Here is a 24,304-nt window from a genome sequence, read left to right as displayed (position 1 = left end):
CTCACGCTCCCGCAAGTGCGCCATGCGGCAGGACAATTGCCTGCTCAGGCGTGAAGCCGAGCGAAACGGCACCACCGGAGAGATTGTCCGGCGCACCACCGAGGTTCACCCGGGTGAGCCGAAGCTGGACACCGTTCGCTTCCAGGAACATCTGCCGTGAATTGCCTTCGAACTCTTCCTTCACCCAGTTCGCTGTCAGGCTGTTGGGAGCGCCTTCGCCAAGGCTCAGTTGCTCGGGCCGAATGAACAGGATGCAGTCTTCGCCCGCCTTGTATTGGCGCCCGCCTGCTGCCCTTCCCTGCAGGCGGCCGAGTGGCGTTTCAACCGAAACCAGCGCTTCCGACTGCTGAGCAACCTTGCCTTCGATGGCATTGGTCTCGCCCACGAATGAGGCGACAAACGAAGTTTTCGGCCGATTGTAGATGGTTTCCGGCGGGTCGACCTGCTCGATAACGCCGGAGTTCATGACCGCGACACGGTCCGACATCGTCAGGGCCTCACCCTGATCGTGGGTGATATAGATGAAGGTCAGCCCGACGCGCTGCTGGATCGCGCGCAATTCGGTGCGCATGTGGTGGCGCAGCTTCAGATCGAGCGCGGACAGCGGCTCATCAAGAAGCAGAATATCCGGCTCGACCGCCAGCGCACGGGCAATCGCCACGCGCTGTCGCTGACCGCCGGAAAGTTCGTGCACCTTTTTGTCGCCGACACCGGGAAGCGCGATCATGTCCAGAAGTTCGTCTGCCCGCTTGCGCCGGTCCTTGCGGCCGATGCCCCGGACCTCCAGTGGAAAGGCGATGTTGTCGGCAACGCTCATCAGCGGAAAGAGAGCAAGGTTCTGGAAGATCAGCGCTGTCGGGCGCTTGTTCGGGCCGATGCCCTTCATGTCCTGTCCGCCGATCAGCACCCGGCCTTCGGACGGATCGGAGAAGCCGGAAATACACCGCAGCAAGGTGGTCTTGCCGCAGCCGGACGGCCCCAGGAAGGAGAAGAACTCACCGCCCTTGATGACGAGATGTGCATTGTCGACCGCAGTATAGGCCCCAAAACGAATGGAAACGTGATCCAGAACAATATCTTTTGTGGCCATGGCGCTCTCAGAAGGACGGCGGGAAAGGGGGACGGAAAAAGGGCGGACTGGCGCCGGACGCATTGCGCCCGGCACCCGCCATAGAGAAAGCCGGAGAGGCCTTAGGCGGACAGGAACTTGTTGGTGTATTCGGTCCGCTTTTCCGAGTACCAGGGGGCTTCCGCCGGCCAGGCGTTCAGGTTGTCCAGCGCTTCACCCGGATAAGCATCGGCAAAGTTCTTGGCATAGATTTCGCCACCAAATTCGGCCGCGCCGATTACCGGTGAATTGTAGCCGTGGGTCTTGATGGCTTCGCCGGCGAGCTTGGCGTCATAAGCCGTCTCGATGAAGGCGTAGATCTGGTCGATGTTCTTCGCACCGGTCGGCATGGCTAGCCCATCAACCCAGGCCATCGCACCTTCCTTCGGCGCCCGGTACATGACCGGCTCACCAGCCGTTTTCAGGGCAAGCGGAGGTCCGTCCCAGGTCTGGCCGACGATCACGCCTTCGTTCAAGAGACCGTTCTTCTGGGTATCCGCATCGTTCCAGATCAGCTTGATGTTCGGCTTCTTGGCGATGGCGGCCTCAACGACCTTGGTCCAGACCTCGTCCATCTTTTCCGGGCTCTCGTAAGCAGCCCACATGGAACCCGGCTCCAGTTCGCCGCGACCTTCAAGGCCGAGACCGAGGCCAAGCAGCATGGAATGTCCACGGCCCATTGTCTTGCCGGCATTGGCTTCGTCCCAGACATCGTAATAGCTCGGGAATTCGCCGCCCGGAACGAACGCGTCCGTCCGCCAGGCAATGCCTTCCGTGCCCCAGATATGCGGCAGCCAGAAGACGCCTTTGCCGTCGAAGTTCCAATGGGTTTCGCCAAGCGCCATTGAGGGGTTGACCTTGTCGAGCGCGACCTTCGACATGTCGAACGGCTGCAACAGGCCAAGTTCTGCCCACAGCAGGTTGCGGTTCACAGTCGGTGAAACGATGTCGAAGCCTTCGCCGTTGGTGGCCTTCAGCTTGTTGATGATCTCTTCATTGGAGCCGATGCCGGTGAAGTTGATCTTGATGCCGGTCTTGTCCGTGAAGCCGTTGACGAAGCTTTCCGGCAGATAGTCCGACCACATCATGATGTTGATTTCACCGGACGAGGCCAGCACTCTGGAGCTGACGATTGCCGGCATGGACAGCCCTGCGCCTGCCGCGGCTGCGGTTTTCAGGAAATCGCGCCGCGTTGCGGATGCTCCCTTTTTAAAACTGATCATGACTTCCCCTTCACTGTTGGTCTCACCAAACTGTTCCTCGTTCTGGCGCGTTACAGGCCGCATTTTTTTGGAAAGGGTCGCATTGCCCGGACGATCCTGCGCCGCGTTGCAAGAAAGGATATTGCGGTGCAATATTCACCCTTAGAGCCAGAGAGTGAAAACTATGGAGCCAGAGGAATTGCCGGGCTTTGCAGGTTCGGGAAACAGCTTCAAACTGCCGCCTTCGGGCCAACCGAATTCAGGGACGACCAAAAAGTTCAAATGCTTGCGACCTATTTCGACACGCCCTTCGATCCGGGCAGACGATTGCAGCACCAGATTCAGGAACGGCTTATCGAGGCCATTCTGGACGGCGTGTGGCCCCTGCACGAACCGCTGCCGGCAACCCGTGTCTTTTCCAGCGAGATAAAGGTGTCCAGAAACACGGTCGCCATCGTCTATGAGAGACTGGTTGAGGACGGTTATCTGAAGTCTGTCAGCCGGCGCGGGTATTTCATCAACGAACGGCACATCCGTGAACAGCTCAACATCCGGGTGGATGATCACGCCAAGGACATCCTGCCCACTGCGGAGCACCCGTTCAATCCGCAAGCCTTTCTGACCTACAGCTACGCGGCCCAGGAAAACATTTCAAAACCGGCCGACTGGCAGTCCTATCCCTATCCTTTCATCTATGGCCAGCTTGCTCCGGACAAGACATCCGTCGCGCGCTGGCGCGATTGTGTCCGGTTGGCAGGCACTGCCCAGCACGCCCCGACCTGGATCGGTGATCTGGTCGATCAGGACGACCCGATGCTGGTCAACCAGATCATCCGCCGGATGCTGCCGCAACGGGGCTTCCGGGCAGAGCCGGACGAGATTCTGGTAACCGTCGGCGCCCAGAATGCCCTCTTCCTGGTGGCACAGCTCTTTTGCCGGCCCGGGGTCAGGACGGACATGGAAGAACCCGGCTATGTGGACACCCGCAACATCTTCCAATCCTTTGGGGCAGAGCTGAAGTATCACCCGGTTGATTCAAACGGCATGCGGGTTGGAGACGAGTTGAAGGGGGCACGACTTGTTTACGTGACACCTGGCCATCAGTCCCCAACCAACGTCACCATGTCGATAGAGCGGCGTCTGCGGCTGCTGGCCCATGCCGAAACGCATGATTTCATCGTCCTGGAAGACGACTATGAGCATGAGCTGAATTTCATCGGCGCACAGAAACCGTCCTTGCGCAGTTTCGACCGTACCGGACGTGTCATCCACGTAGCCAGTCTTTCCAAGGCCCTGTTTCCGGGATTGCGGCTCGGTTTCATCGCTGCGGACAGGCGCATTATCAGAGAACTTCGGGCACTCAGACGCTTGATGTATCGGCACCCCTCAGCACTCGACCAGCGGGCGATGGCGATCTTTCTGTCCGAGGGCCATTATGATTCCCATATCCGACGTCAGCGAAAGGTGCTGTCGCAGAAATGGAAGAAGATCTTCAGGCTCATCGAAACGCATCTGCCGACCTGTCAGGCAACGGTCACGACGGGTGGGTCAGGCGTGTGGATCAGGCTACCGGAGAGTATCCGCGCTGCGGAACTGCAATCGAGAGCCGCGCGGCAAGGTCTGCTGATCGAGGCAGGAGATGACCGGTATTTCTCCCCGAATAGTCCTCGAAACCGGATCCGCCTGGGCTTCGGTGCAATTGCTGAAGAAAAGATGGAGCCGGGCATCAAGCTGCTCGGACAACTTCTGGCGGACAGCAGGTAGCGATCCCGGCTCAAAGCCGGGATACCCCGTGACTGGCAGCTTACAGCTCTGCCTTGCCCAAGACCTTCTGGAGGACATCGATCATCATCGAGAGATCTTCTTCCGATGTAGTGAGTGCCGGGGCGAAGATCAGCGCATCGCCGGTTGCTTTCACATGCAGGCCTTCGTCGAACAGCTTCCGCTGCACCAGAGATCCCTTGGCTCCGGGCGTTTTGCCCGGTGTCAGCTGAATACCGGACATCATGCCATGACCACGCAAGTCGTGGACATGAGGCAGATTGCGAAGACTGAAAACGCCATCGAGGAATGTTGACGAGAGGCTTGCCGCCCGCTCGAAAAGACCTTCGGTCCTGTAGATGCCAAGTGTTGCCAGCGCCGCGGCGCAGGCAACCGGATGGGCGGAGTAAGTATAACCGTGCATCAGTTCCGGCCGATCCGCGGTGATGGAATCAATAACGGCTTTCTGGATTTCCGTCTTCACCGCGACAGCGCTCATGGGGATCGCGCCGTTGGTAATCGCCTTCGCCATCGTCATGACATCCGGTGTGACGCCGAATTCCTGGGCCGCGAAGGCCGAGCCCGTCCGGCCAAAACCGGTGATGACTTCATCAAACACGAGCAGAATGCCGTATTTATCGGCAATCTCGCGCAGCTTCTGCAAGTACCCGACGGGAGGCACGATAGTGCCGATAGAACCCGCAATCGGCTCGACGAAGACCGCGGCAATGGTCTCGCCGCCATAGGTCTTGCAGATCTCTTCCAGGTCTTCGGCAATCCACGCTCCGTCTTGCGGTTGCCCTCTCGTGAAACGCTGATCCTCGTTCCAGGTGTGGCGCATGTGAACGACGTCGCAGGTAACCCCGGAAAAGTCCCGCCGGTTGTTGACCATGCCCGCCAGCGATGTGCCGCCGAGGTTGACCCCGTGATAGGCCCAGGCCCGCGAAACAAAACGGGTGCGCTGAGGCTCGCCTTTGGCCTTGTGATAGGCAAGGCAGATCTTGATGGCGGAATCGACGGCTTCAGACCCGGAAGACCCGAAAAAGATGCGGTCGAGACCTTCCGGCAGAATTCCACTGAGCGCTTCGGCAAGTTCGAAGGAGATCGGTGCCGCGCGCTGGAAGTGCGGGGAATAATCCAGAACCTGAAGCTGCTTGTAGACGGCTTCGGCAATCTCCTTGCGGCCATGCCCCGCTGCACAGGTGAACAGGCCTGAAGATCCGTCCAGGATTTCCCGCCCCTCAGGCGTCCAATACCGCACGCCCTCCGCCCGCGCGAACATCTGCGGTTCCTTGTGAAAGAGACGGTTGTTGGTGAACGGAAGCCAGTGGTGATCCATGTTGATCGGCATCTGGGTCATGGCGCAGGGTCCTTCAGATCGGAGCATTCCCATCACTCCTAGGACCAGTCGCAAACCCGCCGTAGAGCCAGCGCTTGAATTCATAGGAGCCAGAGGCCCAAAGCCTGCTTTTGGCGTTGTGCTGGCGGGGCAGCTGCCTATGGTCCGGTCAAGCGACTGTTTCAGATACTTCGGAAAGGCAGGCTCATGAGCGGCACAATCCTCATTACCGGAACGACCTCCGGCTTCGGTCAGGCGATGGCCCGGCTGTTCGTGCAAAACGGATGGAAGGTTATCGGTACCGGCCGGCGCGCGGATCGGCTGGAAAAGCTGAAGACGGATCTCGGTGAGGCATTTCACGCGCTTGTCTTCGACATCATGGACGAAGCTGCAACAACAGCGGCCCTCGCCAGCCTGCCGGAGGACTTTCAGGAGATCGACATCCTCGTCAACAATGCCGGCCTTGCCCTCGGTACGGCTTCGGCACCGGCGACGAAACTCTCCGACTGGAAGACCATGATCGATACCAACATCACCGGTCTCGTCACCATCACCGACCAGCTTCTGCCGAAGCTGATCGAGCGCAAGGGCATGGTCGTGAACATCTCCTCCATTGCTGCCAACTGGCCCTATCCGGGCGGAAACGTCTATGCGGGTACCAAGGCGTTCCTGCGCCAGTTCTCGCTTGGCCTGCGGTCGGATCTTCACGGCAAGGGGGTTCGGGTTACCTCCATCGAACCGGGCCTATGCGAAAGCGAATTCACGCTGGTGCGTACCGGTGGCAACCAGGAAAGCTACGATGCTCTATATGGCGGCGCCAACGCGATCCAGCCGGAAGATATCGCCAGCACGGTCTATTGGGTCGCGACACAGCCCCCGCATCTCAACATCAACTCGCTGGAACTGATGCCCGTCAGCCAGTCCTGGGCCGGCTGGCAGATCGCCAGAGAGGGCTGAGGTGAACCTGTGGCGGCGCAGTTCGCCCACGGACAAAGCGGATTTCTGTCAATCTGTCCACATGCGCCTTGTCGTCCCTGCGAAGGCAGGGATCCAGTAATCGCATGAAGTCGCCTCTGCCCTTCACCAGCCACATAGGATACTGGATCCCGGTCTAGACGCTGACGCGACAAACCGGGACGACAAGCAGGAGATGCCGCGCGTCCCTTCTTCAAAAACGTCAACGGCCGAACGCGTCTCCGCGTCCGGCCGTCATTGTGCAGGCAAGATCCCGAACGATCAGGCCTTGATCACCTTCTGGGTCTGGCTGCCCAGCTTGTCGATGCCAAGCGTCATGACCTCGCCGCCCTTCAGGTAGACCGGCGGCTTCTGCCCCATGCCAACACCCGGGGGCGTGCCGGTGGAGATGACGTCGCCAGGCTGCAGGCTCATGAAGCGGCTGAGATAGGAGATCAGGAACGGTACCCGGTAGACCATCGTCTTGGTGGAGCCGTTCTGGTAGCGCTTGCCGTCCACTTCCAGCCACATGCCGAGATCGTCGAAGTCGCCGACTTCATCCGGCGTTACCAGCCAGGGGCCGATCGGGCCGAAGGTATCGCAACCCTTGCCCTTGTCCCAGGTGCCGGACCGTTCGATCTGGAATTCGCGTTCGGAGACATCGTTGATCACGCAGAAACCGGCGACATGGCTCATCGCGTCGGCTTCCTCGATATAGGCACCGCCCTTGCCGATCACGACGCCGAGTTCGACTTCCCAGTCGGTTTTCTGCGAGCCGCGCGGGATCTTGACGTCGTCGTCCGGACCGACAATGGCCGAGGTCCACTTGTTGAAGACCACCGGTTCCGGCGGCACATCCATGCCGGATTCGGCAGCGTGGTCGGCATAGTTGAGGCCGATACAGATGAACTTGCCGATATTGCCGACGCAAGGTCCGACGCGCAGATCCTGCTGTGGAGCGCCCTCCACCAGTGGCAGCGAAGCGACGTCGAGCCCCTGCAGGCGTTGAATGCTTTCAGGCAGGAGAGCATCGCCGGCGATATCCGCGACAACGGAAGAAAGATCACGAACGCGGTTGTCGGCATCGAGAACACCGGGTTTTTCCTGTCCCGGAGCGCCAAATCTCAGCAATTTCATAAAGGATCGTCCTTGAGTGGTTGGAGCCCGGTTGCGCGTGCAACCGGGCTCGATGGGGTTGGTTACGACAAAATCGATCAGTCGTACAAGACAGCAGCGATCTTCGGATCGTCAATGTTGGATTTGTCGTAGTAGTAGAAGCCGGTGTCGATATGCGCCGGAACTTCCTTGCCCTGCGATGCTTCGAGGGCTGCTTTCACGGTCTCGTAGCCGATACCGACCGGGTTCTGGGTGATCGCACCGGCCATGACGCCGTTGCGGATCGCATCCTTCTGGGCCTTGCCACTGTCGTAGCCGATGATGACCACATCGGACTTGCCCATTTCAGAGACACCGTTGACCACACCAAGGGCAGACCCTTCGTTGGCACCGAAGATGCCCTTCAGATCCGGATTGGCTGTCAGGATGGCCTTGGTGAGTTCTGTCGACTTCAGATGATCACCGCCGCCATATTGAACGGTGACGACCTCGATATCCGGATGATTTGCCTTCATCTGGTTGACGAAACCGTCGACACGGTCAATGCCGGTCCGGCTGGTCTGGTCATGTGCCACCACGGCAACCTGGCCAGCTCCGCCGATCAGCTCTGCCATCTTGTCGGCAGCCAGTGCTGCTGCTGCAATGTTGTCGGTCGACGCTGTCGACACCGGAATATCGCTGTCGACACCACTGTCGAACGCGATGACCGGGATGCCCTTTTCCTGAGCCTGCTTCAGAAGCGGAATGGCGGCCTGACTGTCGAGAGCGGCAAAGCCGATTGCCGTCGGGTTCTTGGCAAGGGCAGCGGCCAGCATGTCGATCTGGCGGTCGACCATGGTCTCGTTGTCCGGGCCTTCAAAGGTGATGGTGACGCCCAGCTCCGAGGCGGCCTGATCGGCTCCAGCCTTCACGGCCTGCCAGAACTGGTGCTGGAAACCCTTGGAGATGAGCGGAATGTAGGTTTCCTGGGCGAAGGCAAAGTTCCCGGAAAGCATCAGGGCAGCGGCACTTGCAGCTCCGATAAGAGTACGTCTGTTCAGCATATTCCTCTCCTGTGGTTGGGTTGGACGGAAGGTCCGGTACCGGGGTGTGACCACCCTCTTGTGTGTTGATGAAACTCAGGCTTTGCGCCTGCGCACCATGTCCGCGTAAACGGCCAGGATGATGATTGCGCCGGTCACCACCGTCTGCCACTCCTGGGCGACGGACAGGACCCGCAAACCGTTCGTCAGAACAGCCATGATCAGGGCGCCGATCAGGGTCCCGAGAACCGTGCCCCGCCCACCGGAAAGCGACGTGCCACCGATTACGACGGCCGCGATGGCTTCCAGCTCGTAGCCGAGCCCCAGCGCCGGCTGGGCGGAGTTCAGGCGCGAGGCGATCAGGATCCCGGCAATGCCGCAGATCGCACCGGCCAGCGCATAGACCGACATCTTCCAGAAATCGGTGTTGACGCCGGACAGGCGGACCGCTTCTTCGTTGGAGCCCAGCGCGAAAGTATAACGGCCAAGCACCGTACGGCCGAGAATGTAGGACGCAGCCCCGGCCACAAGGAACAGGATCAGAACCCCGTTCGGGATCGGCAGAGCCGGGAAAATGTCGCCTATGAGCGAGCCACGGGAAATCAGGTCGAAGCCGGGCGTGTCGTTGAAATAGATCGGCCGGGTTCCGGAAATCACCAGCGACAGGCCTTTCAGGATCAGCATCATGCCGAGGGTCGCGATGAAGGGCGGGATTTTCATCTTGGCGATGAAGGTGCCCGAACACAGGCCGCACAGCGCACCGGTCGCGATGGCGGCAATCACACCGAGCGGCAGCGGCATGCCGAGATTGGTCAGAACGACGCCTGCGATGACCGCGCAGAACGTCATCAAGGTTCCGACGGAAAGATCGATCCCGCCGGTGATGATCACCAGGGTTGCCGCAACAGCCAAGACGCCATTGACCGAGGTCGCCTGCAGGATCGCGATCATGTTGGAGGTTTGCATGAAGTTGGGTGAAGCGATCGAGAAACCGATCAGCAATAAAACCAGGCTGGCGAAGGCCAGCAGCTTCTGGTGCGCCCCTGTCTCGATCAGACGTGCAACGAGCGACGGCGAGGAGGACGGGTTGACGGCGGTCATTGCTGGTATCCTTCTGGCTGCATGGATGGCGCTCGAAGCGTCGCCAGATGCATGATGTCTTCCTGCGTGGTGGCTTCACCGCCCGGCAGGATGCCGGTGAGACGGCCTTCACACATGACGGCGATGCGATGGCTGAGACGCATGATCTCCGGCAATTCCGAGGAGATGACGATGATCGCCCTGCCCTCGTTGGCCAGTGCCTTCAGCAGTTTGTAGATTTCCGACTTGGCACCGACATCGATGCCGCGGGTCGGCTCATCGAAGATCAGGATGTCGCAATCCCGGTAGAGCCACTTGGCTATGACGACCTTCTGCTGGTTGCCACCAGAAAGCAGGCGGACTTCCTGCCGGTCGGACGGCGTGCGGATTTCCAGTTTGGCGATATAGTCCTGCGCCGTCTTGCGCATGGCATCGTCATTCAGGACGCCAAACCGGCTGGAAAAGCGATCGAGGCTGGCCAGCGCCACGTTGGTCCGAACATCCATGCCGGTGGCCAGACCGAAATGCTTGCGATCTTCCGAAAGGTAACCGATCCCCGCCTTCACGGCGTCGGAAGGTTTCGATATCGAACAGGACTTGCCGTGAACCCGGATCTCGCCGCTGTCGCGTGGATCAGCTCCGAAAATCGCCCGTGCCACTTCCGTCCGCCCGGCTCCCATCAAGCCGGCAAAGCCGAGGATCTCGCCTTTCTTGACGGAAAAGCTGACGTCGCGGATCTCGCGCCCCCTGCTCAACCCGCGTATGTCCAGCACCGTCTCGGCGTCGGACAGATCGGGGATGACGATGGCCTCGCTGGTCAGCTCCCGGCCCACCATCATGGAGATGATCTTGGTAACAGGCGTCTGCGCTGCATCAACGGTGCCGACATAGGAGCCGTCACGCATGACGGTCACCCGGTCGGCGATCTGCTTGAGTTCGTCCATCTTGTGGCTGATGTAGATGATGCCCACGCCATCGGCCTTCAGCCGGCGGATGATGGTGAAGAGTTCGGCGATTTCCGCATCATTCAGGGCGGCGGTCGGCTCGTCCATGATGAGGACGCGTGACCGGTAGGACAGTGCCTTGGCGATCTCGACCATTTGCTGACGGGCGATGGTGAGTTCACCGACGATCGTCTTCGGGTTCATCTTCAGGTTCATCGACTTGAAGATCTCGAGCGCCCGGGCGTTGAGCGCCGTCTCATCCAGACGGCCGAAACGCTTGCGCGGTTCCCGGCCGATAAAGATGTTTTGCGCGACCGTCAGATCATTCATCAGGCTGAGTTCCTGATGAATGATACCGATGCCCAGTGCCTGGGCGGCCCGCGGACCATCGATCTCCACGGCCTGACCGTTAACCAGCAGCTCGCCGCCATCCCTGGGGTAAATGCCGGACAGGATCTTCATCAGCGTCGACTTGCCAGCGCCGTTTTCGCCCATCAGGGCATGCACTTCGCCGCTGTTCAGGTCAAAGCTGACATTCTTGAGGGCGTGCACACCGGGGAAGCGTTTTTCGATCCCCGTCATCCTCACCAGATTTGTCATGCGCGATCCTCCCAAACCGCGACAAAGGAGCCACCGTCAGATGGTGACACCTCCATCGACCAGAAGTGCCTGCCCGGAAACGAACCGGCTTTCGTCGGACAACAGGTAGACGATCATCGGCGTCATATCGTCGACGGTTGCCAGACGGCCCATGGGCTGCCGGGCGATGAAATTCTTTTCCGCTTCCACCGGATCCGGTGCAGAAGCAATGCGGCCGCGCAAGGACGGAGTATCGACAGTGCCCGGGCATAGCGCGTTGCAGCGGATGCCTTCCTTGACGAAATCCGCTGCGACGCCCTTTGTGAGGCCAATCACTGCTGCCTTGGTGGCGCCGTAGGCCGTGCGCATCGGAAAGCCTTTGATGGACGATGCCATCGACGACATGTTCAGGATCGATGCCGTGCCGGTCGCCTTGGCGCGTTCGCGCATGCCCGGAAGGAAAGCTTGCGTCATCCGGTACATGGAGGTGACGTTCAGCTCGAAGCTGAAGGCCCAGTCGTCTTCGGTGATATCGAGGACAGAGCCGTTGTGAACGAAGCCCGCACAGTTGAAGAGCCCATCGAGCGCCGGCAGTTTTTTTGCCAGATCGTCAACGGCTGAGCGATCACAGACATCCAGTTTGTGGATCTCGATACCGGGGCATTCGCCCGGGAGCGTCGACAGCGTTTCCTCGTTGATGTCCGCAGCGTAGACCTTTGCGCCTTCCCTGGCGCAGGCAATCGCGCTTGCACGGCCGATACCCTGCCCGGCTGCCGTCACCAATATTGTTTTATCTTTCAAGCGCACTGAAATCCTCCCGAAAGTCCGCGCATCGTCACAACGTTCCGCCGGATGCGGCTACATCACCGCACCGATCTGCCACGGCACGAACTCCACTCCGCCGAAGCCGAGTTCCTCGCTTTTGGATTGTTTTCCGGAGGCAACGGCGATGATCATTTCGAAGATCTCCTCGCCCTTGGCTTCCAGACTGACATTGTCGGAGATCACGTCACCGCAATTGATGTCCATGTCTTCCGACATCCGGCCATACATCTCGCTGTTGGTGGCGAGCTTGATGCAAGGGGTCGGCATGTAACCGGACACGGAGCCGCGCCCCGTGGTGAAGACGATGATATTGGCACCTGAGGCGATCTGACCGGTCACCGAACATGGGTCAAAGCCTGGGCTGTCCATGAAGACGAAACCCTTCTTGTCGACGGGTTCGCCAAACTTGTAGACGTCCACAAGGGGGGCTGAGCCTCCCTTGGCCGCTGCACCAAGAGACTTTTCCAGGATTGTGGTCAATCCGCCGCGCTTGTTGCCGGGCGACGGATTGTTGTCCATCTCGCCGCCATTGCGGGCTGTGTAGTCTTCCCACCAGCGCACACGCTCGATCAGCTTCTTGCCGACATCGACGGAAACCGCCCGGCGGGTCAGAAGGTGCTCCGCGCCGTAGATCTCCGACGTTTCGGACAGGATCGTGGTACCGCCATGACGGACCAGAAGATCGGAGGCAATCCCGAGTGCCGGATTGGCAGTGATGCCGGAATATCCGTCCGAGCCGCCGCACTGCATTCCGACGGTGATTTCGGAAATCGGCACCGGCGTGCGCTCGGCCTTGTTGGCAAGTTCGGCAAGCGCCCGCAACTCTTTCAGCCCGGCTTCAATGGTCTTGCGCGTGCCGCCGGTCTGCTGAATGGTCATGTAGCGCAAATCGCCGTCAGGGCGGATCTTGCGGTCACCGACGAGATCGGCAATCTGCATGACCTCGCAGCCAAGACCGATCAGCAGGATAGCTGCGAAATTCGGATGCTGGGCATAACCGGACAGGGTCCGGAACAGCGTTGCGTAACCTTCGTCCTTGCCAGACATGCCGCAGCCGGTTCCGTGAACGATTGGCACGATGCCGTCGACATTCGGAAACTCGTCCAGCAGACCGGACTTCTCGGCAGCTTCCGCGATGAATTTTGCAACAGACCCCGAGCAGTTCACCGAGGTCAGAATGCCGATGTAATTGCGCGTTCCTGCTCGCCCCGTTTGCCGGCGGTAGCCGAGAAAGGTGCGCTCTTGCGTTGCGGGCTCAAGCGGGATCGAGGCTTCGGCGTGCTGATAGTCCTGGCTGTGATCGCCCATGCCGAGGTTATGAACATGGACATGCTCCCCCGGCTTGATGTCTGCCTTCGCCTGTCCGATGATTTGACCGTACCGAATGACGTTTTCGCCAGCGGAGATCGGCTTGCGGGCAATCTTGTGGCCACGCATGACCTGCCCGGATAGCGGACAGTCAACATGGGCAACGCTTGCGCCGGCCGCAATATCCTGAAGGGCGATGACCACATTGTCATCGGCATTCAGAAGGATCGAATTGGCATGAGGCTGCAACACGTCTCTCTCCCCTCTACGGCCGCTACGGTTGGTTCGCCTTGTCATTTCAAGATGACAAGACCCTTCTCAACCCGCTGACATCAATCAGCTTTTCACTCTTCTCCGAGCTCTCTCCATGGAGCATCGGCACGGCCGGTCTTTCTTCACGATTAGCTTGACAGGGTAACTGTGTCAACTAACATGTTAGCATTCAATCGAGTTGACAATGTCCCTGACCAACGAACAAGATTTTCCCGAGATCACCCTGCCCGACATTGGCAAACTGTCCGGCTCGCTGGCACAGCGTGTCTATGAGGCGCTGCGCTCGTCCATCCTGGCGATGGACCTGCCGCCGGGGACCCTTCTCAGGAAACAAGTCATCTGCGAACAGCTTGGTGTCTCCCGCTCGCCGGTGACGGAAGCGATCACCCGGCTAGCAGGCGAAGGCCTTGTCGAAGTCATTCCCCAGTCCGGCTCCCGCGTGACCAAGTTCTCCATGTCGGAAATCCGCGAGGGCGCCTTCCTGCGGGAAGCCATCGAACTGGCGGCGGTTTCCAAGGTGGCGGCGGAGCGCACCGAAGAGCAGTTGACGGAGTTGAACCGCAATTTGCGTCTGCAGGCTCTTTGCCTGGAAGACCACGACGAAACCGGCTTCTACCGGGAAGACGAGCGCATGCACGAGCTTATCTTCTCCTTCACCGGCTACCCGAAGCTCCACAGCCTGTCTGCCACCGGGTGGATGCAGGTCAACCGGGCACGGCAATTGCTGTTGCCCATGCGCGGCAGAGCCTTTGAGGCCTATGACGAGCACCGGGTCATCGTGGAAGCAATCCGCGACCGCGATCCGGAACGGGCACGCCAGGCAATGCAAAAGCACCTGAGCGAACTTGTCACGCGCCTGGAACCGCTCGCCGAGACCAGGCCGGACCTGTTCGACTGAAAACCTGGCCCGTGGCCCGACACCAGACCGCAGATCATGCGGCGTTCAAACTGATCCTGAGGAAACATCCAGAGGAAACACATGACCGCCTTGAAAACACAGCGGCTGAACGACAGAACCGCAAGACCCATCGACCTGACGGAGATGGGTTTCGGCGGCGCGCCGCTCGGCAATCTCTACCGCAAGGTTTCGGAAGAAGATGCCCAGGCTGCCCTTCAGGCGGCCTATGACAACGGCATCCGCTACTTTGACACGGCGCCGCAATACGGCCTGGGCCGATCGGAAATGCGCTTTGCCACTGCCATCAAGCGTTTTGGCCGCGAGAACATTCAGCTTTCGACCAAGATCGGCCGCCTGCTGCTGGATTGCGAGCCGCACGAGGTGACCCCGGAAGCCTTTGTCGATGTGCCGCAAAAGCGGATCGTCTTCGACTACAGCTATGACGGCGTCATGCGCAGCTACGAGGCAAGCCGTCAGCGACTGGAGGTCGCCAACGCGGACATCCTTTTCGTGCATGACGTCTGCGCCTTTTCGCAAGGCTCTCAGGAAGCCAGCGATGCCCGCGTCCGCGAGCTTTTCGATCTTGGCGGCTACAAGGCGCTTACCGAGTTGAAAGAGGCCGGGGACGTTGCGGCCATCGGCGCAGGGGTAAACGAGTGGCAGGTTTGCCAAAAGCTGCTCGGCCTTGCCGATTTCGACTGTTTCCTGCTTGCCGGCCGCTACACGCTTCTGGAACAGGACGCCCTTGAGAGCTTCCTGCCGCTTTGCGAGCAACGGGACGTCGGCATCATTCTGGGCGGGCCCTATAATTCCGGCATTCTGGCAACCGGAGCCGTTCCCGGTGCGAAATACAACTACGCCGATGCACCGCCGGAGATCCTTGAGCGCGTGCGCAAGATCGAAGATGTCTGCCGCAGCCATTCAGTGCCGCTGATCGCGGCCGCGCTGCAGTTCGTGCTTGGACACCCAAGTGTGAAGACCGTCATCCCCGGTGCAGTGAACGCGGCCGAGGTTGAAGCCAATATTGCTCTCTTGAAGACCGATATCCCTGCCGCACTCTGGTCAGACCTCAGGTCTGCTGGCCTGATCCGCCCCGATGCCCCCTTGCCGAGCGAGACTTCCCATGTTGCGTAACCTTCCCCCCATCCTGAGCCCCGCGCTGCTTTATGCCCTCAGAGCCATGGGGCACGGCGACGAGATCGCCATTGTCGACGCCAATTTCCCGGCGGAAAGCTCCGGTCCCGATTGTGTTCGTCTCGATGGCATATTGGCAACAGACACGCTGAAGGCGATCCTGTCGGTTATGCCGCTCGACACGTTCGTCGCCGCCCCCGCCCGGACGATGCAGGTGGTCGGTGATCCGGACGCGGTGCCGGAGATTGTCGCCGAGTTCCAGACCATCATCGATGACACCGCCGACAAGCCGGCCAGGATTTCAACGCTGGAACGCCATGCCTTTTATGAAGCGGCCAGCCATGCCTTTGCCGTGGTCCAGACAGGCGAGACCCGCCTCTACGGCAACATCATTCTGACCAAGGGCATTATCGAGCCATGACCTGCAGACATCACGTGCCATCCAGCCCCTTCCTTTAGCTTCAGGCGCACTTAGACTCGCCGCCCCGGCGTCAATCCATTCACCTTCTCGATGATCGACGCGGCGTCGATACCGAAATGGCGGTAGAGATCGCCAATCGTACCGGTCTGGCCGAAATGTTCGACACCGAGCGGGATGGTCTGGTGGCCGGCAACACCGCCAAGCCAGGCGAGCGTTGCCGGGTGGCCGTCAATCACGGTGATCAGTTTGCAATGACCGGGCAGATCGCCCAGCAGTTGCTCGATATGGGACCTGGCGGCCGCGTTGCCACGAGACCTTGCTCTTTGCGCCGCCGTCCAGCCCGCGTTGAGGCGGTCGGCGGACGTGACGGCAAGAACACCGACATCCCGCCGGTTACCGGCGAGTTCTCCCGCCGCCTTGATGGCTTCGGGCGCAACGACGCCCTGATAGGCGATCACAACTTCGCAGTTGGGGCCGGGTTTGCGAAGCCAGTAGGCACCGTCAATGGCGCCCTGGCGGAAGGCGTCGTCGGCCCGTTTGACGGGCTGTTCGATCGGGTTGGTCGACAGGCGCAGATAGACGGAGCCGCCGGTCTCGTCGCGCAGCCAGGTGCGTTCGTCCGGATCACCCTCGCCGTCGCGTTGCAGGTAATCGAAGGCCCATTCCATGATCACGGCCAGTTCGTCGGCAAAGGCGGGTTCGAAAGCGGCCAGTCCGTCCTGGCTCATGCCGATCAGCGGTGTGCCGATGGACTGGTGCGCACCGCCTTCCGGGGACAGGGTCACACCGGATGGCGTACCGACAATCATGAAGCGGGCATCCTGATAGCAGGCATAGTTGAGCGCATCGAGCCCCCGGCAGACAAAGGGATCATAGACTGTGCCGATGGGGATCAACCTTTCGCCAAAAAGCGAATGAGAAAGACCGGCAGCGCCCAACAGCAGGAACAGGTTCATCTCGGCGATGCCGAGTTCGATATGCTGGCCTTCCGGCGTGAACTCCCACTTTGCAGTCGAGGGAATCCTGTGCTCGATGAAGGCATCCGCCATGGCCTTGCGGGCGAAGAGCTTGCGCCGGTTGACCCAGGGACCAAGGTTGGTGGTGCCAGTGACATCCGGTGAGGTCGTAACGATACGCTCGGCCAGTTTGCTGTCGCCCTTGGAGAGATCATCCAGAACCTTGCCGAAGGCCATCTGGGTGGAAATATCCCGGTCGGAGGCAAGCTCGATGGCAGGTACGGCGATCTTGTCGTCAGAGAAACGGCGGGTGCCTTTGGCAAAGAACGGCACCTGATCCAGGAACGCCTTCAGCGCTCCAACGTCCGGCACTGTCGCGAAGGGCTCCCATTCCTCGCCTTCCGCAACGCCCATGTGTTGCTGCCACTCGGCCATCTGGGTCTTGTTCATCAGGCCGCCGTGATTGTCCTTGTGGCCGGCAATCGGCGTGCCCCACCCCTTGATGGTATAGGCAAGGAAGCAGGTCGGCTTGTCGTGATCGATGGCGGCGAAGGCTTCCGCCATGGTCTCGGTGCAATTGCCGCCGAGATTTTCCATGAGATCCGCCAATTCATCATCCGAGCGGCGGTCGATCAGCGCGGTGACATCGCCCTGATCACCCAGGTCGTCCATCAGGCGTTTGCGCCAGACAGCTCCACCCATGAAGGTGAGCGCGGAATAATCCTGGTTGGAGCAATCGTCGATCCACTGGCGCAGCTTGTCGCCGCCGGGTTCGGCAAAGGCCGCGCGCTGCAAGACCCCGTATTTGACCCGGACCACCTGCCAGCCGAAGGCATCGAAGATTTTCTCGACCCGATCAAAGAGCCCCTCACGAACGATCCCGTCGAGCGACTGGCGGTTATAATCGATGATCCACCAGCAGTTCCTGAGATCGTTCTTCCAGCCCTCCTGAAGGGCTTCATACACATTGCCTTCGTCGAGTTCAGCATCGCCGACCAGAGCGATCATGCGGCCGAGCGGCTTGTCGCCCGACCAGCTCTTGGCCGCGATATAGTCCTGTACCAGCGACGCGAAGGAGGTAATCGCGACACCGAGCCCAACCGAACCGGTGGAGAAATCGACATCATCGATATCCTTTGTACGCGAAGGATAGGACTGAACGCCTCCGTAACCGCGAAAGTTTTCCATCTTTTCGCGCGTCTGATTGCCCATCAGGTACTGGATCGCATGGAAGATCGGCGAGGCATGCGGCTTGACCGCCACCCGGTCTTCCGGCCGGAGAACAGAGAAGTAGAGCGCCGTCATGATCGAAACCATGGAAGCCGAACTTGCCTGATGCCCGCCGATCTTGATGCCATCCACCTTCGGACGCACGTGGTTGGCGTGATGGATCATCCAGTGCGACAGCCACAACAGCCGTTGTTCGATGGTCTTCAGGTGTTCGGTGCTCATGGAGGCGTTCCCGTTAAGTGCGTACTTGCCGTTACTCTAGCTTCGGGCAAGAACCGGTTTCTTGCTATTTCCTAATCTTTTCGGCTAAGTCTTGGAGAGTTTCACCAAGAATGAGGCCTTCCTTGGCGATTTCCGACACGCTCGACACATTTGATATTCAGATCCTGCGAGAGCTACGCCAGAACGGCAGAATTTCAATTCAGGATCTTTCCGAACGCATCGGCCTGAGTGCGACACCGGCAGCCCGCCGCCTGAGGCACCTGGAAGACCGCGGCATCGTGACAGGATATTGCGCGCTGATCGACGAGGTGAAGCTCGGCTACGAGGTTTCGGTCTTCGTGTCCGTTCAGCTCGACAAGCAGATCGACGTCACCCTGGACCAGTTCGAAGCCGCCATTCAGGCGTTTCCGGAAGTCGTCGACTGCTGGTTGATGACCGGCAACCGGGACTATCTCCTGCGCGTGGCAACCACCGGGCTCGCCGCCTTCGAAACCTTCCTGACCGGAAAGCTGACCAAGGTGCCCGGTGTCGCCAACATCGAAAGTTCCATTCCGCTACGGCGCGTGAAATCCGGTGTCGCACGGACGCCCTGATTTGGGCTGTCCGCCACGTTCCCCGGCTCTCACTTCCACCGCTCCCTCATCCTGAGGAGCGCGTTCACGCGCGTCTCGAAGGATGGGCCACTTGCTCCGGAATGTGGGGCCCATCCTTCGAGACAGCGCTTCGCGCTTCCTCAGGATGAGGTTGAGAGGAGGAGAGGATCTGGTGGTCTTTGGAAAAACCTGGGCGTTGACTGAGCTCAGGCTGCCGCCGCAACAGGCACTTGCGGCATGGCCTGCGCCAAGTCTTCCAGGATGTCATCTAGGTCTTCCAGGCCCACGGACAGGCGCACGAGGCCGTCGCTGATGCCGTGGGCGGCGCGCTCTTCCGGGGTGTAGGTGGAATGGGTCATGGACGCAGGGTGCTGGATCAGCGTCTCGGCATCGCCCAGGGATACGGCCCGCTGGATCATCTTCAGGCCATTCATCATGGAAATACCAGCTTCCAGTCCACCCTTCAGTTCAAAGGCAATCATGCCGCCCGGCTGGCTCATCTGCCTGTTCGCCAGTTCGTGCTGTTCGAAGCTTTCAAGTCCCGGGAAGTAGACCTTTGAGACCGCCGGATGGTCTTGCAGCCATTCGGCGACTTTCTGCGCGGACGCACAGTGCCTGTCCATGCGCAGGGCAAGCGTCTTCAAACCGCGCAGGATCAGCATGGCACTGAACGGGGCCATCACCGCACCGGTCATGTCCTTCATGCCGACGAGACGGATCTCCTGGATCTGGTCGGCCCGTCCGGCAACCAGACCGGCCACGACGTCACCATGACCACCCAGATACTTGGTGGCCGAATGCAGAACGAGGTCGGCGCCTAGTTCGATCGGGCGGGTGAGATAAGGCGTGGCATAGGTGTTGTCGACGATTACCGTCGCGCCGGCCTCATGGGCGATTTCCGAAACGTGGCTGATGTCGACAAGGCGCATGTTCGGGTTGGCCGGGGTCTCGAAATAGACAACCCGGGTCTTGTCGGAAATGACGGTACGCAGGTTTTCGGGATCGGTCAGGTCCACATGGGTGATCTTGATGCCGAACTTGGTCAGGCCATGGCGCATAAAGGCAAAGGTGCAGCCGTAAAGGGTTTCGTCGACGATGATCTCGTCCCCCGGTGCCACGAGCGTCCAAAGGGTCGCGGTGATCGCGCCCATGCCGGAAGAAAGCGCGAGACCGGCTTCCGCTCCTTCCAGATCCGCAATGCGGCGTTCCAGAAGATCCAGCGTCGGATTGGAAATGCGGCTGTAGATATGCCCTGCCCGCTCGCCCGCGAACATCTCGCCGCCGGCTTCCGCCGTCTCGAACACGAAAGTGGAGGTCAGATGCAGCGGTGGCGTCAGAGATCCCTCGTTTTCAAGCGGATTGTAAGCGAGGTGGATCGCACGGCTGGCAAAACCCTTGTAGGCACTCATGGCTGTCTCCCTGATTTCAGCCTGAGCAATATGATCCAATCATGAGGGTGATAGATTTCAAAATGTGTCAGTGATAGCCTTCTTATTAGCATAATCTGCCAATCGAGCTTCAAATGGACAAGAAAGACAGACAGATCATCCGTGCGCTGCAGCGGGATGGCCGCATGACCAACCAGGACCTGGCGGAAGCGGTCAACCTGTCGCCCTCACCCTGCTTGCGCCGGCTCCGGAACCTGGAAGCCTCCGGGACAATCAAGGGGTTTTCGGTGGATGTGGATGCTGCCGCCTACGGCCTGCCGATCACCGTCTTCGTCCGCATCCGGCTGGAGCGGCACAACGAGGAGGATGTGCGCCGGTTCGAAAGTCGGATGCAGACCATCGAGGAGGTTCTGGAATGCCACGTGCTGACCGGCGCGATGGATTATCAGCTGCGCGTGGTGGTGTCGGATCTTGAAGCCTATGAGACCTTCATCCGCAACCGCATTCATCCGATCGGCGGCATTGCGTCGATCGATACCAGTTTCGTTTATGGCACCGTGAAGAAGACGGCGGTGTTTCCACCGCTCGCCTGACCTGCCAACAATGTTGCTATTCCTGCCGGAATTTCACTGGCGGCGATTTCTCCGGCAACAGTCCGGACCGGAATCGCTGCAGCACCACCTGCAGAAGCAGACCCACCAGCAGCATGCGGATGAACGAACTGCGGGTCGCCCATTCCGGCGGCAGGCGATTGGTGAAGATTTCCGTCACGGACCAAAGCGTCCAGATGGTCAAGGCACCAAGGATGGCCCCCCTGTTGTTGCCGGAACCACCGGCCATCAGCATCACCCAGACAAGGAAGGTCACCAATAGCGGATCGGTGGCCGTGGGCGACAGGAAGCGGAAATAATGCGCTGAGAGGCCACCAGCGATCCCCATGATGGCGCAACCGATAACGAAGGTCTGGATCCTGAATTTCTCGACGTTCTTGCCGACGGCCGCCGCAGAAGCCTCGTTGTCGCGGATCGCACGCAGGCTGCGCCCCCACGGGCTGTCGTGCAGGCGCGAGGCTGCCAGATAGACCAGCAGCACCACGAACCAGACAAAGCCGAGAAACACAATGTCCCCCATGCGCCCGGTGGTGAGGTCCGCCAAAGGCCTTGGAATGCGGGACAGGCCCAGACTGCCGTTGGTGAGCCAGCTTTCGTTGACGATGACGAGCCGCAGGATCTCGGCGATCCCGATGGAGGCCATCGCCAGATAGTCGCTCTTGAGACGTACGCAGATCTTGGCCACCGCCCAGCCGGCAAGCCCGGCGAGTATCGCAGCCCCGATCAATCCAATCGGCACAGGCAGGCCAAAGCCTCCGAGATGCTTGGACGAGGCCGCGGTTGTCAGGATCGCCGAGGTATAGGCCCCAACACCGTAGAAACCGGCGATACCGGCGTTGAAGAGGCCGCCCATGCCCCATTGTACATTCAGGGCAAGGCACAGGATTGCGTAGATACCGCCCAGGATCAGAAGACTGACCGCATAGAAGAAGAGACCGGTGAGTTCCATCAGAGCAACCTCCCCTTGAAGAGACCCTGAGGCCGGAAGATGAGCAGGCCGATCATCAGGACGAAGGCAACCGCCGTTTTGTAGGACGGGGAGATGAGCGCATCGTCACCGATCCAGTGATAGGAGGACAGTTCCTCGGCCAGGCCGATGATGAAACCACCTGCCATGGCCCCCATCGGCTTGCCGATCCCACCCAGAATGGCGGCGGCAAACATAGGCATCAGCAGGTTCCAGCCCAGATTGGGGTGAGCACTGGTGTTCAAAGCGGCAAAGGTTCCGGCGATCGCCGCCAGAGCCGCGCCGATGATCCACGTCCAGCGAATGACCTTGGCGGTATCCAGACCGGAAACTTCGGCCAGTTCCGGATCGTCGGCAACTGCCCGCATGGACCGGCCGGTTCTTGTGACGGTCAGGAAGTAGTGCAGAAGCACGGCAATTATCGCAGTCGAGATCACCGCCTGCAGATGCAGCACCGACACCCGAAAGGTATCGAACAGGACCAGCGGCGGTTTAACGCCTGTCGAAAACACCTGGTTTTGAGAACCCCAGACCAACTGAACGATCGAACGGAAGACCAGCGCAATGCCGAAGGACGAGATCACCGTGTAAATGGTCGGCAGCTCGCGCAGTGGCTTGTAGAAATAGCGGTCGACCAGCAGCGCCGAGACAATCGTGAGTGCCATGCCGAAGGGTATCAGCAGAAGCGGATTGACCGGGACGATGGCAGCCATGGCCAGCACACCGTAAGTGCCCAGGGTCATCAGATCGCCGTGTGCAAAATGGGCAAAGCGCAGGATGCCGAAGATCATGGAAATCCCGACAGCGCCAAGCGCGTAGATGCTGCCGATGGCCAGCGCCGGGAACAGATAGAAATTCACGAACTCGATCATGCAGCCGCTCCCCCGAGGAAGAGGCGACGCACGTCTTCATCCGCCAGCAGCTCCTTGCCGGTTCCGCTGGCATAGTTTCGCCCGTTCACCAGGATATGGCCGTGATCGGCAATCTGCAGAGCCTGGCGGGCATTCTGTTCCACCATCAATATAGTGATCCCGGTTTTTCGGATGTCGAGAAGCAGATCGAAGATCCGCTCCAGATAGGCAGGCGACAGACCGGCTGTCGGCTCGTCCAGCAGCACCAGCTTCGGGTCGCTCATCAACGCGCGGCCCATGGCAACCATCTGCCGCTGTCCACCCGAAAGCTCGCCAGCAGGCTGTTTCAACTTGTCCCGCAGGTCGGGAAACAGGGAGAGCACACGTTCGCGCGTCGCCGCTTTATCCTTTGGTGGAGCTGCATAGGTTCCGACATCAAGGTTCTCGTCTACGGACATGGTCGCAAAGACGTTTTTCGTCTGAGGCACTGCCGATACACCGAGCGGAACAAGAGCTGACGTCTTGCAACCCGCCAGTTCCTTCGAGCCAAGTTTGATCGACCCGGCGGAGACGGTGGTCAGTGCGAAGATGGTTTTGAGCAAGGTCGACTTGCCGGCGCCGTTCGGCCCGAGAATGACCGCGATCTCGCCAGGCTCAACGGTCAGCGAGACCTCTTCGATGATGGGCGGACCGCCATAGCCGGCGCTGACGTTTGTGACGGAAAGTCGCTCGGTCATAGCTGCGCCTCGTATTTTCCGCCGCCAAAATAGGCCTCGATTACACGTTCGTCGTTACGCACGTCTTCGACCGAACCTTCTGTCAGGAGCGTGCCCTGCGCCATGACCAGCACGTGGTCGCACAGCTTGGAAACGTAGTCGAGGTCGTGCTCGATGAGGCAGAAGGTCAGGCCCCGTTCCCGGTTCAGCATCAGGATCTTGTCCGCCAGCTTGGACAGAAGCGTGCGGTTGATGCCGGCCCCGATCTCGTCCAGCAGGATGATCTTCGGGTTGCGCATCAGGGCGCGGCCGAGTTCGACCAGCTTCTTCTGACCACCGGAAAGATTGCCTGCCTTCTCGTCGATGACATGGTCCAGTTCAAGCAGGCGGACAGTGTCCCGCGCGGTCTCATAGATTTCCTGCTCCTCGGCCTGGTAATGGCCGCGGCGGAAGATCACGTTGAAGACATTCTCGCCTTCCGGCGCCGAGGCAGACGCCATCAGGTTTTCGAGAACCGAGAGATGCCCGAATTCGTGAGGTATCTGGAAGGTGCGCGCGAGGCCTGCCTTGGCCCGTTGATGGGGTTTGAGCGCAGTTATGTCCTTCCCGTCCAGGAGCACCCGGCCGGCACTGGGCCGGATTGCACCTGCAATGACGTTGAAGGCGGTTGTTTTTCCCGCACCGTTCGGCCCGATCAGGCCGGTGATGCGGCCTGCGCCGATCTTGAAGCTTGCATGGTCAATAGCCCGCAAACCACCAAAATCGACGCAGATTTTGTCCAGCTCAATCACGCTGTCGCCTGGTCG

At 59.9% G+C, this 24,304-nt stretch carries 22 protein-coding genes; 7 read left to right on the top strand and 15 right to left on the bottom strand.

The window, feature by feature from the left end; translation table 11 throughout:
* Position 1 precedes the first annotated feature (1 nt).
* A complete protein-coding gene (locus tag ACVDG9_RS08310) occupies positions 2-1,090 on the bottom strand; it encodes an ABC transporter ATP-binding protein (RefSeq protein WP_062489280.1) in 1,089 nt (362 codons plus the stop codon).
* A 101-nt stretch (positions 1,091-1,191) separates the two neighbouring features.
* A complete protein-coding gene (locus ACVDG9_RS08305; protein WP_447237725.1) occupies positions 1,192-2,331 on the bottom strand; it encodes an ABC transporter substrate-binding protein in 1,140 nt (379 codons plus the stop codon).
* 261 nt (positions 2,332-2,592) lie between these two features.
* Here ACVDG9_RS08305 and pdxR point away from each other — a divergent pair, with 261 nt between their 5' ends.
* The gene (pdxR, locus tag ACVDG9_RS08300; protein ID WP_447237724.1) at positions 2,593-4,074 is read left to right on the top strand and encodes a MocR-like pyridoxine biosynthesis transcription factor PdxR; all 1,482 of its coding nucleotides are present in this window, start codon (positions 2,593-2,595) and stop codon (positions 4,072-4,074) included.
* Positions 4,075-4,114: 40 nt separating this feature from the next.
* Here the strand turns inward: pdxR and aptA are convergent, their stop codons facing one another.
* Entirely contained in the window at positions 4,115-5,458 is a 1,344-nt protein-coding gene (gene aptA, locus ACVDG9_RS08295; RefSeq protein WP_447237723.1) for an omega-aminotransferase AptA, read from the bottom strand.
* 159 nt (positions 5,459-5,617) lie between these two features.
* Between aptA and ACVDG9_RS08290 the strand changes: the two genes are divergently transcribed.
* Positions 5,618-6,367, top strand: a complete 750-nt coding sequence (locus tag ACVDG9_RS08290) for an SDR family NAD(P)-dependent oxidoreductase (RefSeq protein WP_055659098.1) — start codon at positions 5,618-5,620, stop codon at positions 6,365-6,367.
* 279 nt (positions 6,368-6,646) lie between these two features.
* Here the strand turns inward: ACVDG9_RS08290 and ACVDG9_RS08285 are convergent, their stop codons facing one another.
* The 6 genes from ACVDG9_RS08285 to ACVDG9_RS08260 form a co-directional block, all read right to left on the bottom strand.
* Positions 6,647-7,501, bottom strand: a complete 855-nt coding sequence (locus ACVDG9_RS08285; protein WP_289806886.1) for a fumarylacetoacetate hydrolase family protein — start codon at positions 7,499-7,501, stop codon at positions 6,647-6,649.
* A gap of 77 nt (positions 7,502-7,578) precedes the next feature.
* Entirely contained in the window at positions 7,579-8,523 is a 945-nt protein-coding gene (locus tag ACVDG9_RS08280) for an ABC transporter substrate-binding protein (protein ID WP_022997686.1), read from the bottom strand.
* A 75-nt stretch (positions 8,524-8,598) separates the two neighbouring features.
* Positions 8,599-9,603 (bottom strand): ABC transporter permease, encoded by a 1,005-nt coding sequence (locus ACVDG9_RS08275; protein ID WP_152511352.1) that lies wholly within the window; start codon positions 9,601-9,603, stop codon positions 8,599-8,601.
* Positions 9,600-11,126: a sugar ABC transporter ATP-binding protein gene (locus ACVDG9_RS08270; RefSeq protein ID WP_447237722.1), complete on the bottom strand. Its 1,527-nt coding sequence runs from the start codon at positions 11,124-11,126 to the stop codon at positions 9,600-9,602. The genes ACVDG9_RS08275 and ACVDG9_RS08270 overlap by 4 nt, the downstream gene beginning before the upstream one ends.
* Before the next feature lie 36 nt (positions 11,127-11,162).
* Positions 11,163-11,918 (bottom strand): SDR family oxidoreductase, encoded by a 756-nt coding sequence (locus ACVDG9_RS08265; RefSeq protein ID WP_208984592.1) that lies wholly within the window; start codon positions 11,916-11,918, stop codon positions 11,163-11,165.
* A gap of 45 nt (positions 11,919-11,963) precedes the next feature.
* On the bottom strand, positions 11,964-13,490 hold the full coding sequence (locus tag ACVDG9_RS08260; protein WP_055659559.1) for a D-arabinonate dehydratase: 1,527 nt from the start codon (positions 13,488-13,490) through the stop codon (positions 11,964-11,966).
* Between the two features lie 205 nt (positions 13,491-13,695).
* Between ACVDG9_RS08260 and ACVDG9_RS08255 the strand changes: the two genes are divergently transcribed.
* The 3 genes from ACVDG9_RS08255 (at position 13,696) to ACVDG9_RS08245 (ending at position 15,964) form a co-directional block, all read left to right on the top strand.
* Positions 13,696-14,409 (top strand): GntR family transcriptional regulator, encoded by a 714-nt coding sequence (locus tag ACVDG9_RS08255; protein WP_022997690.1) that lies wholly within the window; start codon positions 13,696-13,698, stop codon positions 14,407-14,409.
* Positions 14,410-14,490: 81 nt separating this feature from the next.
* The gene (locus tag ACVDG9_RS08250) at positions 14,491-15,543 is read left to right on the top strand and encodes an aldo/keto reductase (RefSeq protein ID WP_152507089.1); all 1,053 of its coding nucleotides are present in this window, start codon (positions 14,491-14,493) and stop codon (positions 15,541-15,543) included.
* Positions 15,533-15,964 (top strand): RbsD/FucU family protein, encoded by a 432-nt coding sequence (locus ACVDG9_RS08245; RefSeq protein WP_447237721.1) that lies wholly within the window; start codon positions 15,533-15,535, stop codon positions 15,962-15,964. The genes ACVDG9_RS08250 and ACVDG9_RS08245 overlap by 11 nt, the downstream gene beginning before the upstream one ends.
* Before the next feature lie 50 nt (positions 15,965-16,014).
* Here the strand turns inward: ACVDG9_RS08245 and ACVDG9_RS08240 are convergent, their stop codons facing one another.
* Positions 16,015-18,372: a thiamine pyrophosphate-binding protein gene (locus tag ACVDG9_RS08240; RefSeq protein ID WP_447237720.1), complete on the bottom strand. Its 2,358-nt coding sequence runs from the start codon at positions 18,370-18,372 to the stop codon at positions 16,015-16,017.
* Between the two features lie 110 nt (positions 18,373-18,482).
* Here ACVDG9_RS08240 and ACVDG9_RS08235 point away from each other — a divergent pair, with 110 nt between their 5' ends.
* Complete coding sequence (locus ACVDG9_RS08235; RefSeq protein ID WP_022997694.1) at positions 18,483-18,965, top strand: Lrp/AsnC family transcriptional regulator; 483 nt, start codon at positions 18,483-18,485, stop codon at positions 18,963-18,965.
* A gap of 206 nt (positions 18,966-19,171) precedes the next feature.
* Here ACVDG9_RS08235 and ACVDG9_RS08230 read toward each other — a convergent pair whose 3' ends face one another.
* Positions 19,172-20,374 (bottom strand): methionine gamma-lyase, encoded by a 1,203-nt coding sequence (locus ACVDG9_RS08230; RefSeq protein ID WP_296599730.1) that lies wholly within the window; start codon positions 20,372-20,374, stop codon positions 19,172-19,174.
* Between the two features lie 113 nt (positions 20,375-20,487).
* Between ACVDG9_RS08230 and ACVDG9_RS08225 the strand changes: the two genes are divergently transcribed.
* Complete coding sequence (locus ACVDG9_RS08225; RefSeq protein WP_447237719.1) at positions 20,488-20,946, top strand: Lrp/AsnC family transcriptional regulator; 459 nt, start codon at positions 20,488-20,490, stop codon at positions 20,944-20,946.
* Positions 20,947-20,962: 16 nt separating this feature from the next.
* On the opposite strand, the gene ACVDG9_RS08220 is transcribed toward ACVDG9_RS08225, so the two are convergent.
* Genes ACVDG9_RS08220 through ACVDG9_RS08205 form a run of 4 tightly spaced genes read right to left on the bottom strand, consistent with a single transcriptional unit; the run spans position 20,963 to position 24,289 of the window.
* A complete protein-coding gene (locus tag ACVDG9_RS08220) occupies positions 20,963-21,913 on the bottom strand; it encodes a branched-chain amino acid ABC transporter permease (protein WP_022997697.1) in 951 nt (316 codons plus the stop codon).
* Entirely contained in the window at positions 21,913-22,803 is an 891-nt protein-coding gene (locus ACVDG9_RS08215) for a branched-chain amino acid ABC transporter permease (RefSeq protein WP_022997698.1), read from the bottom strand. Before ACVDG9_RS08215 ends, ACVDG9_RS08220 begins: the two co-directional genes overlap by 1 nt.
* Complete coding sequence (locus tag ACVDG9_RS08210; RefSeq protein ID WP_447237718.1) at positions 22,800-23,519, bottom strand: ABC transporter ATP-binding protein; 720 nt, start codon at positions 23,517-23,519, stop codon at positions 22,800-22,802. Before ACVDG9_RS08210 ends, ACVDG9_RS08215 begins: the two co-directional genes overlap by 4 nt.
* Complete coding sequence (locus ACVDG9_RS08205) at positions 23,516-24,289, bottom strand: ABC transporter ATP-binding protein (protein WP_022997700.1); 774 nt, start codon at positions 24,287-24,289, stop codon at positions 23,516-23,518. Before ACVDG9_RS08205 ends, ACVDG9_RS08210 begins: the two co-directional genes overlap by 4 nt.
* Between the last annotated feature and the right edge of the window lie 15 nt (positions 24,290-24,304).

The sequence above is a fragment of the Roseibium sp. RP-7 genome (assembly GCF_053005225.1).
Note: the sequence above shows the minus strand (reverse complement) of the source record. Positions and strands in the feature narration are given on the sequence as shown.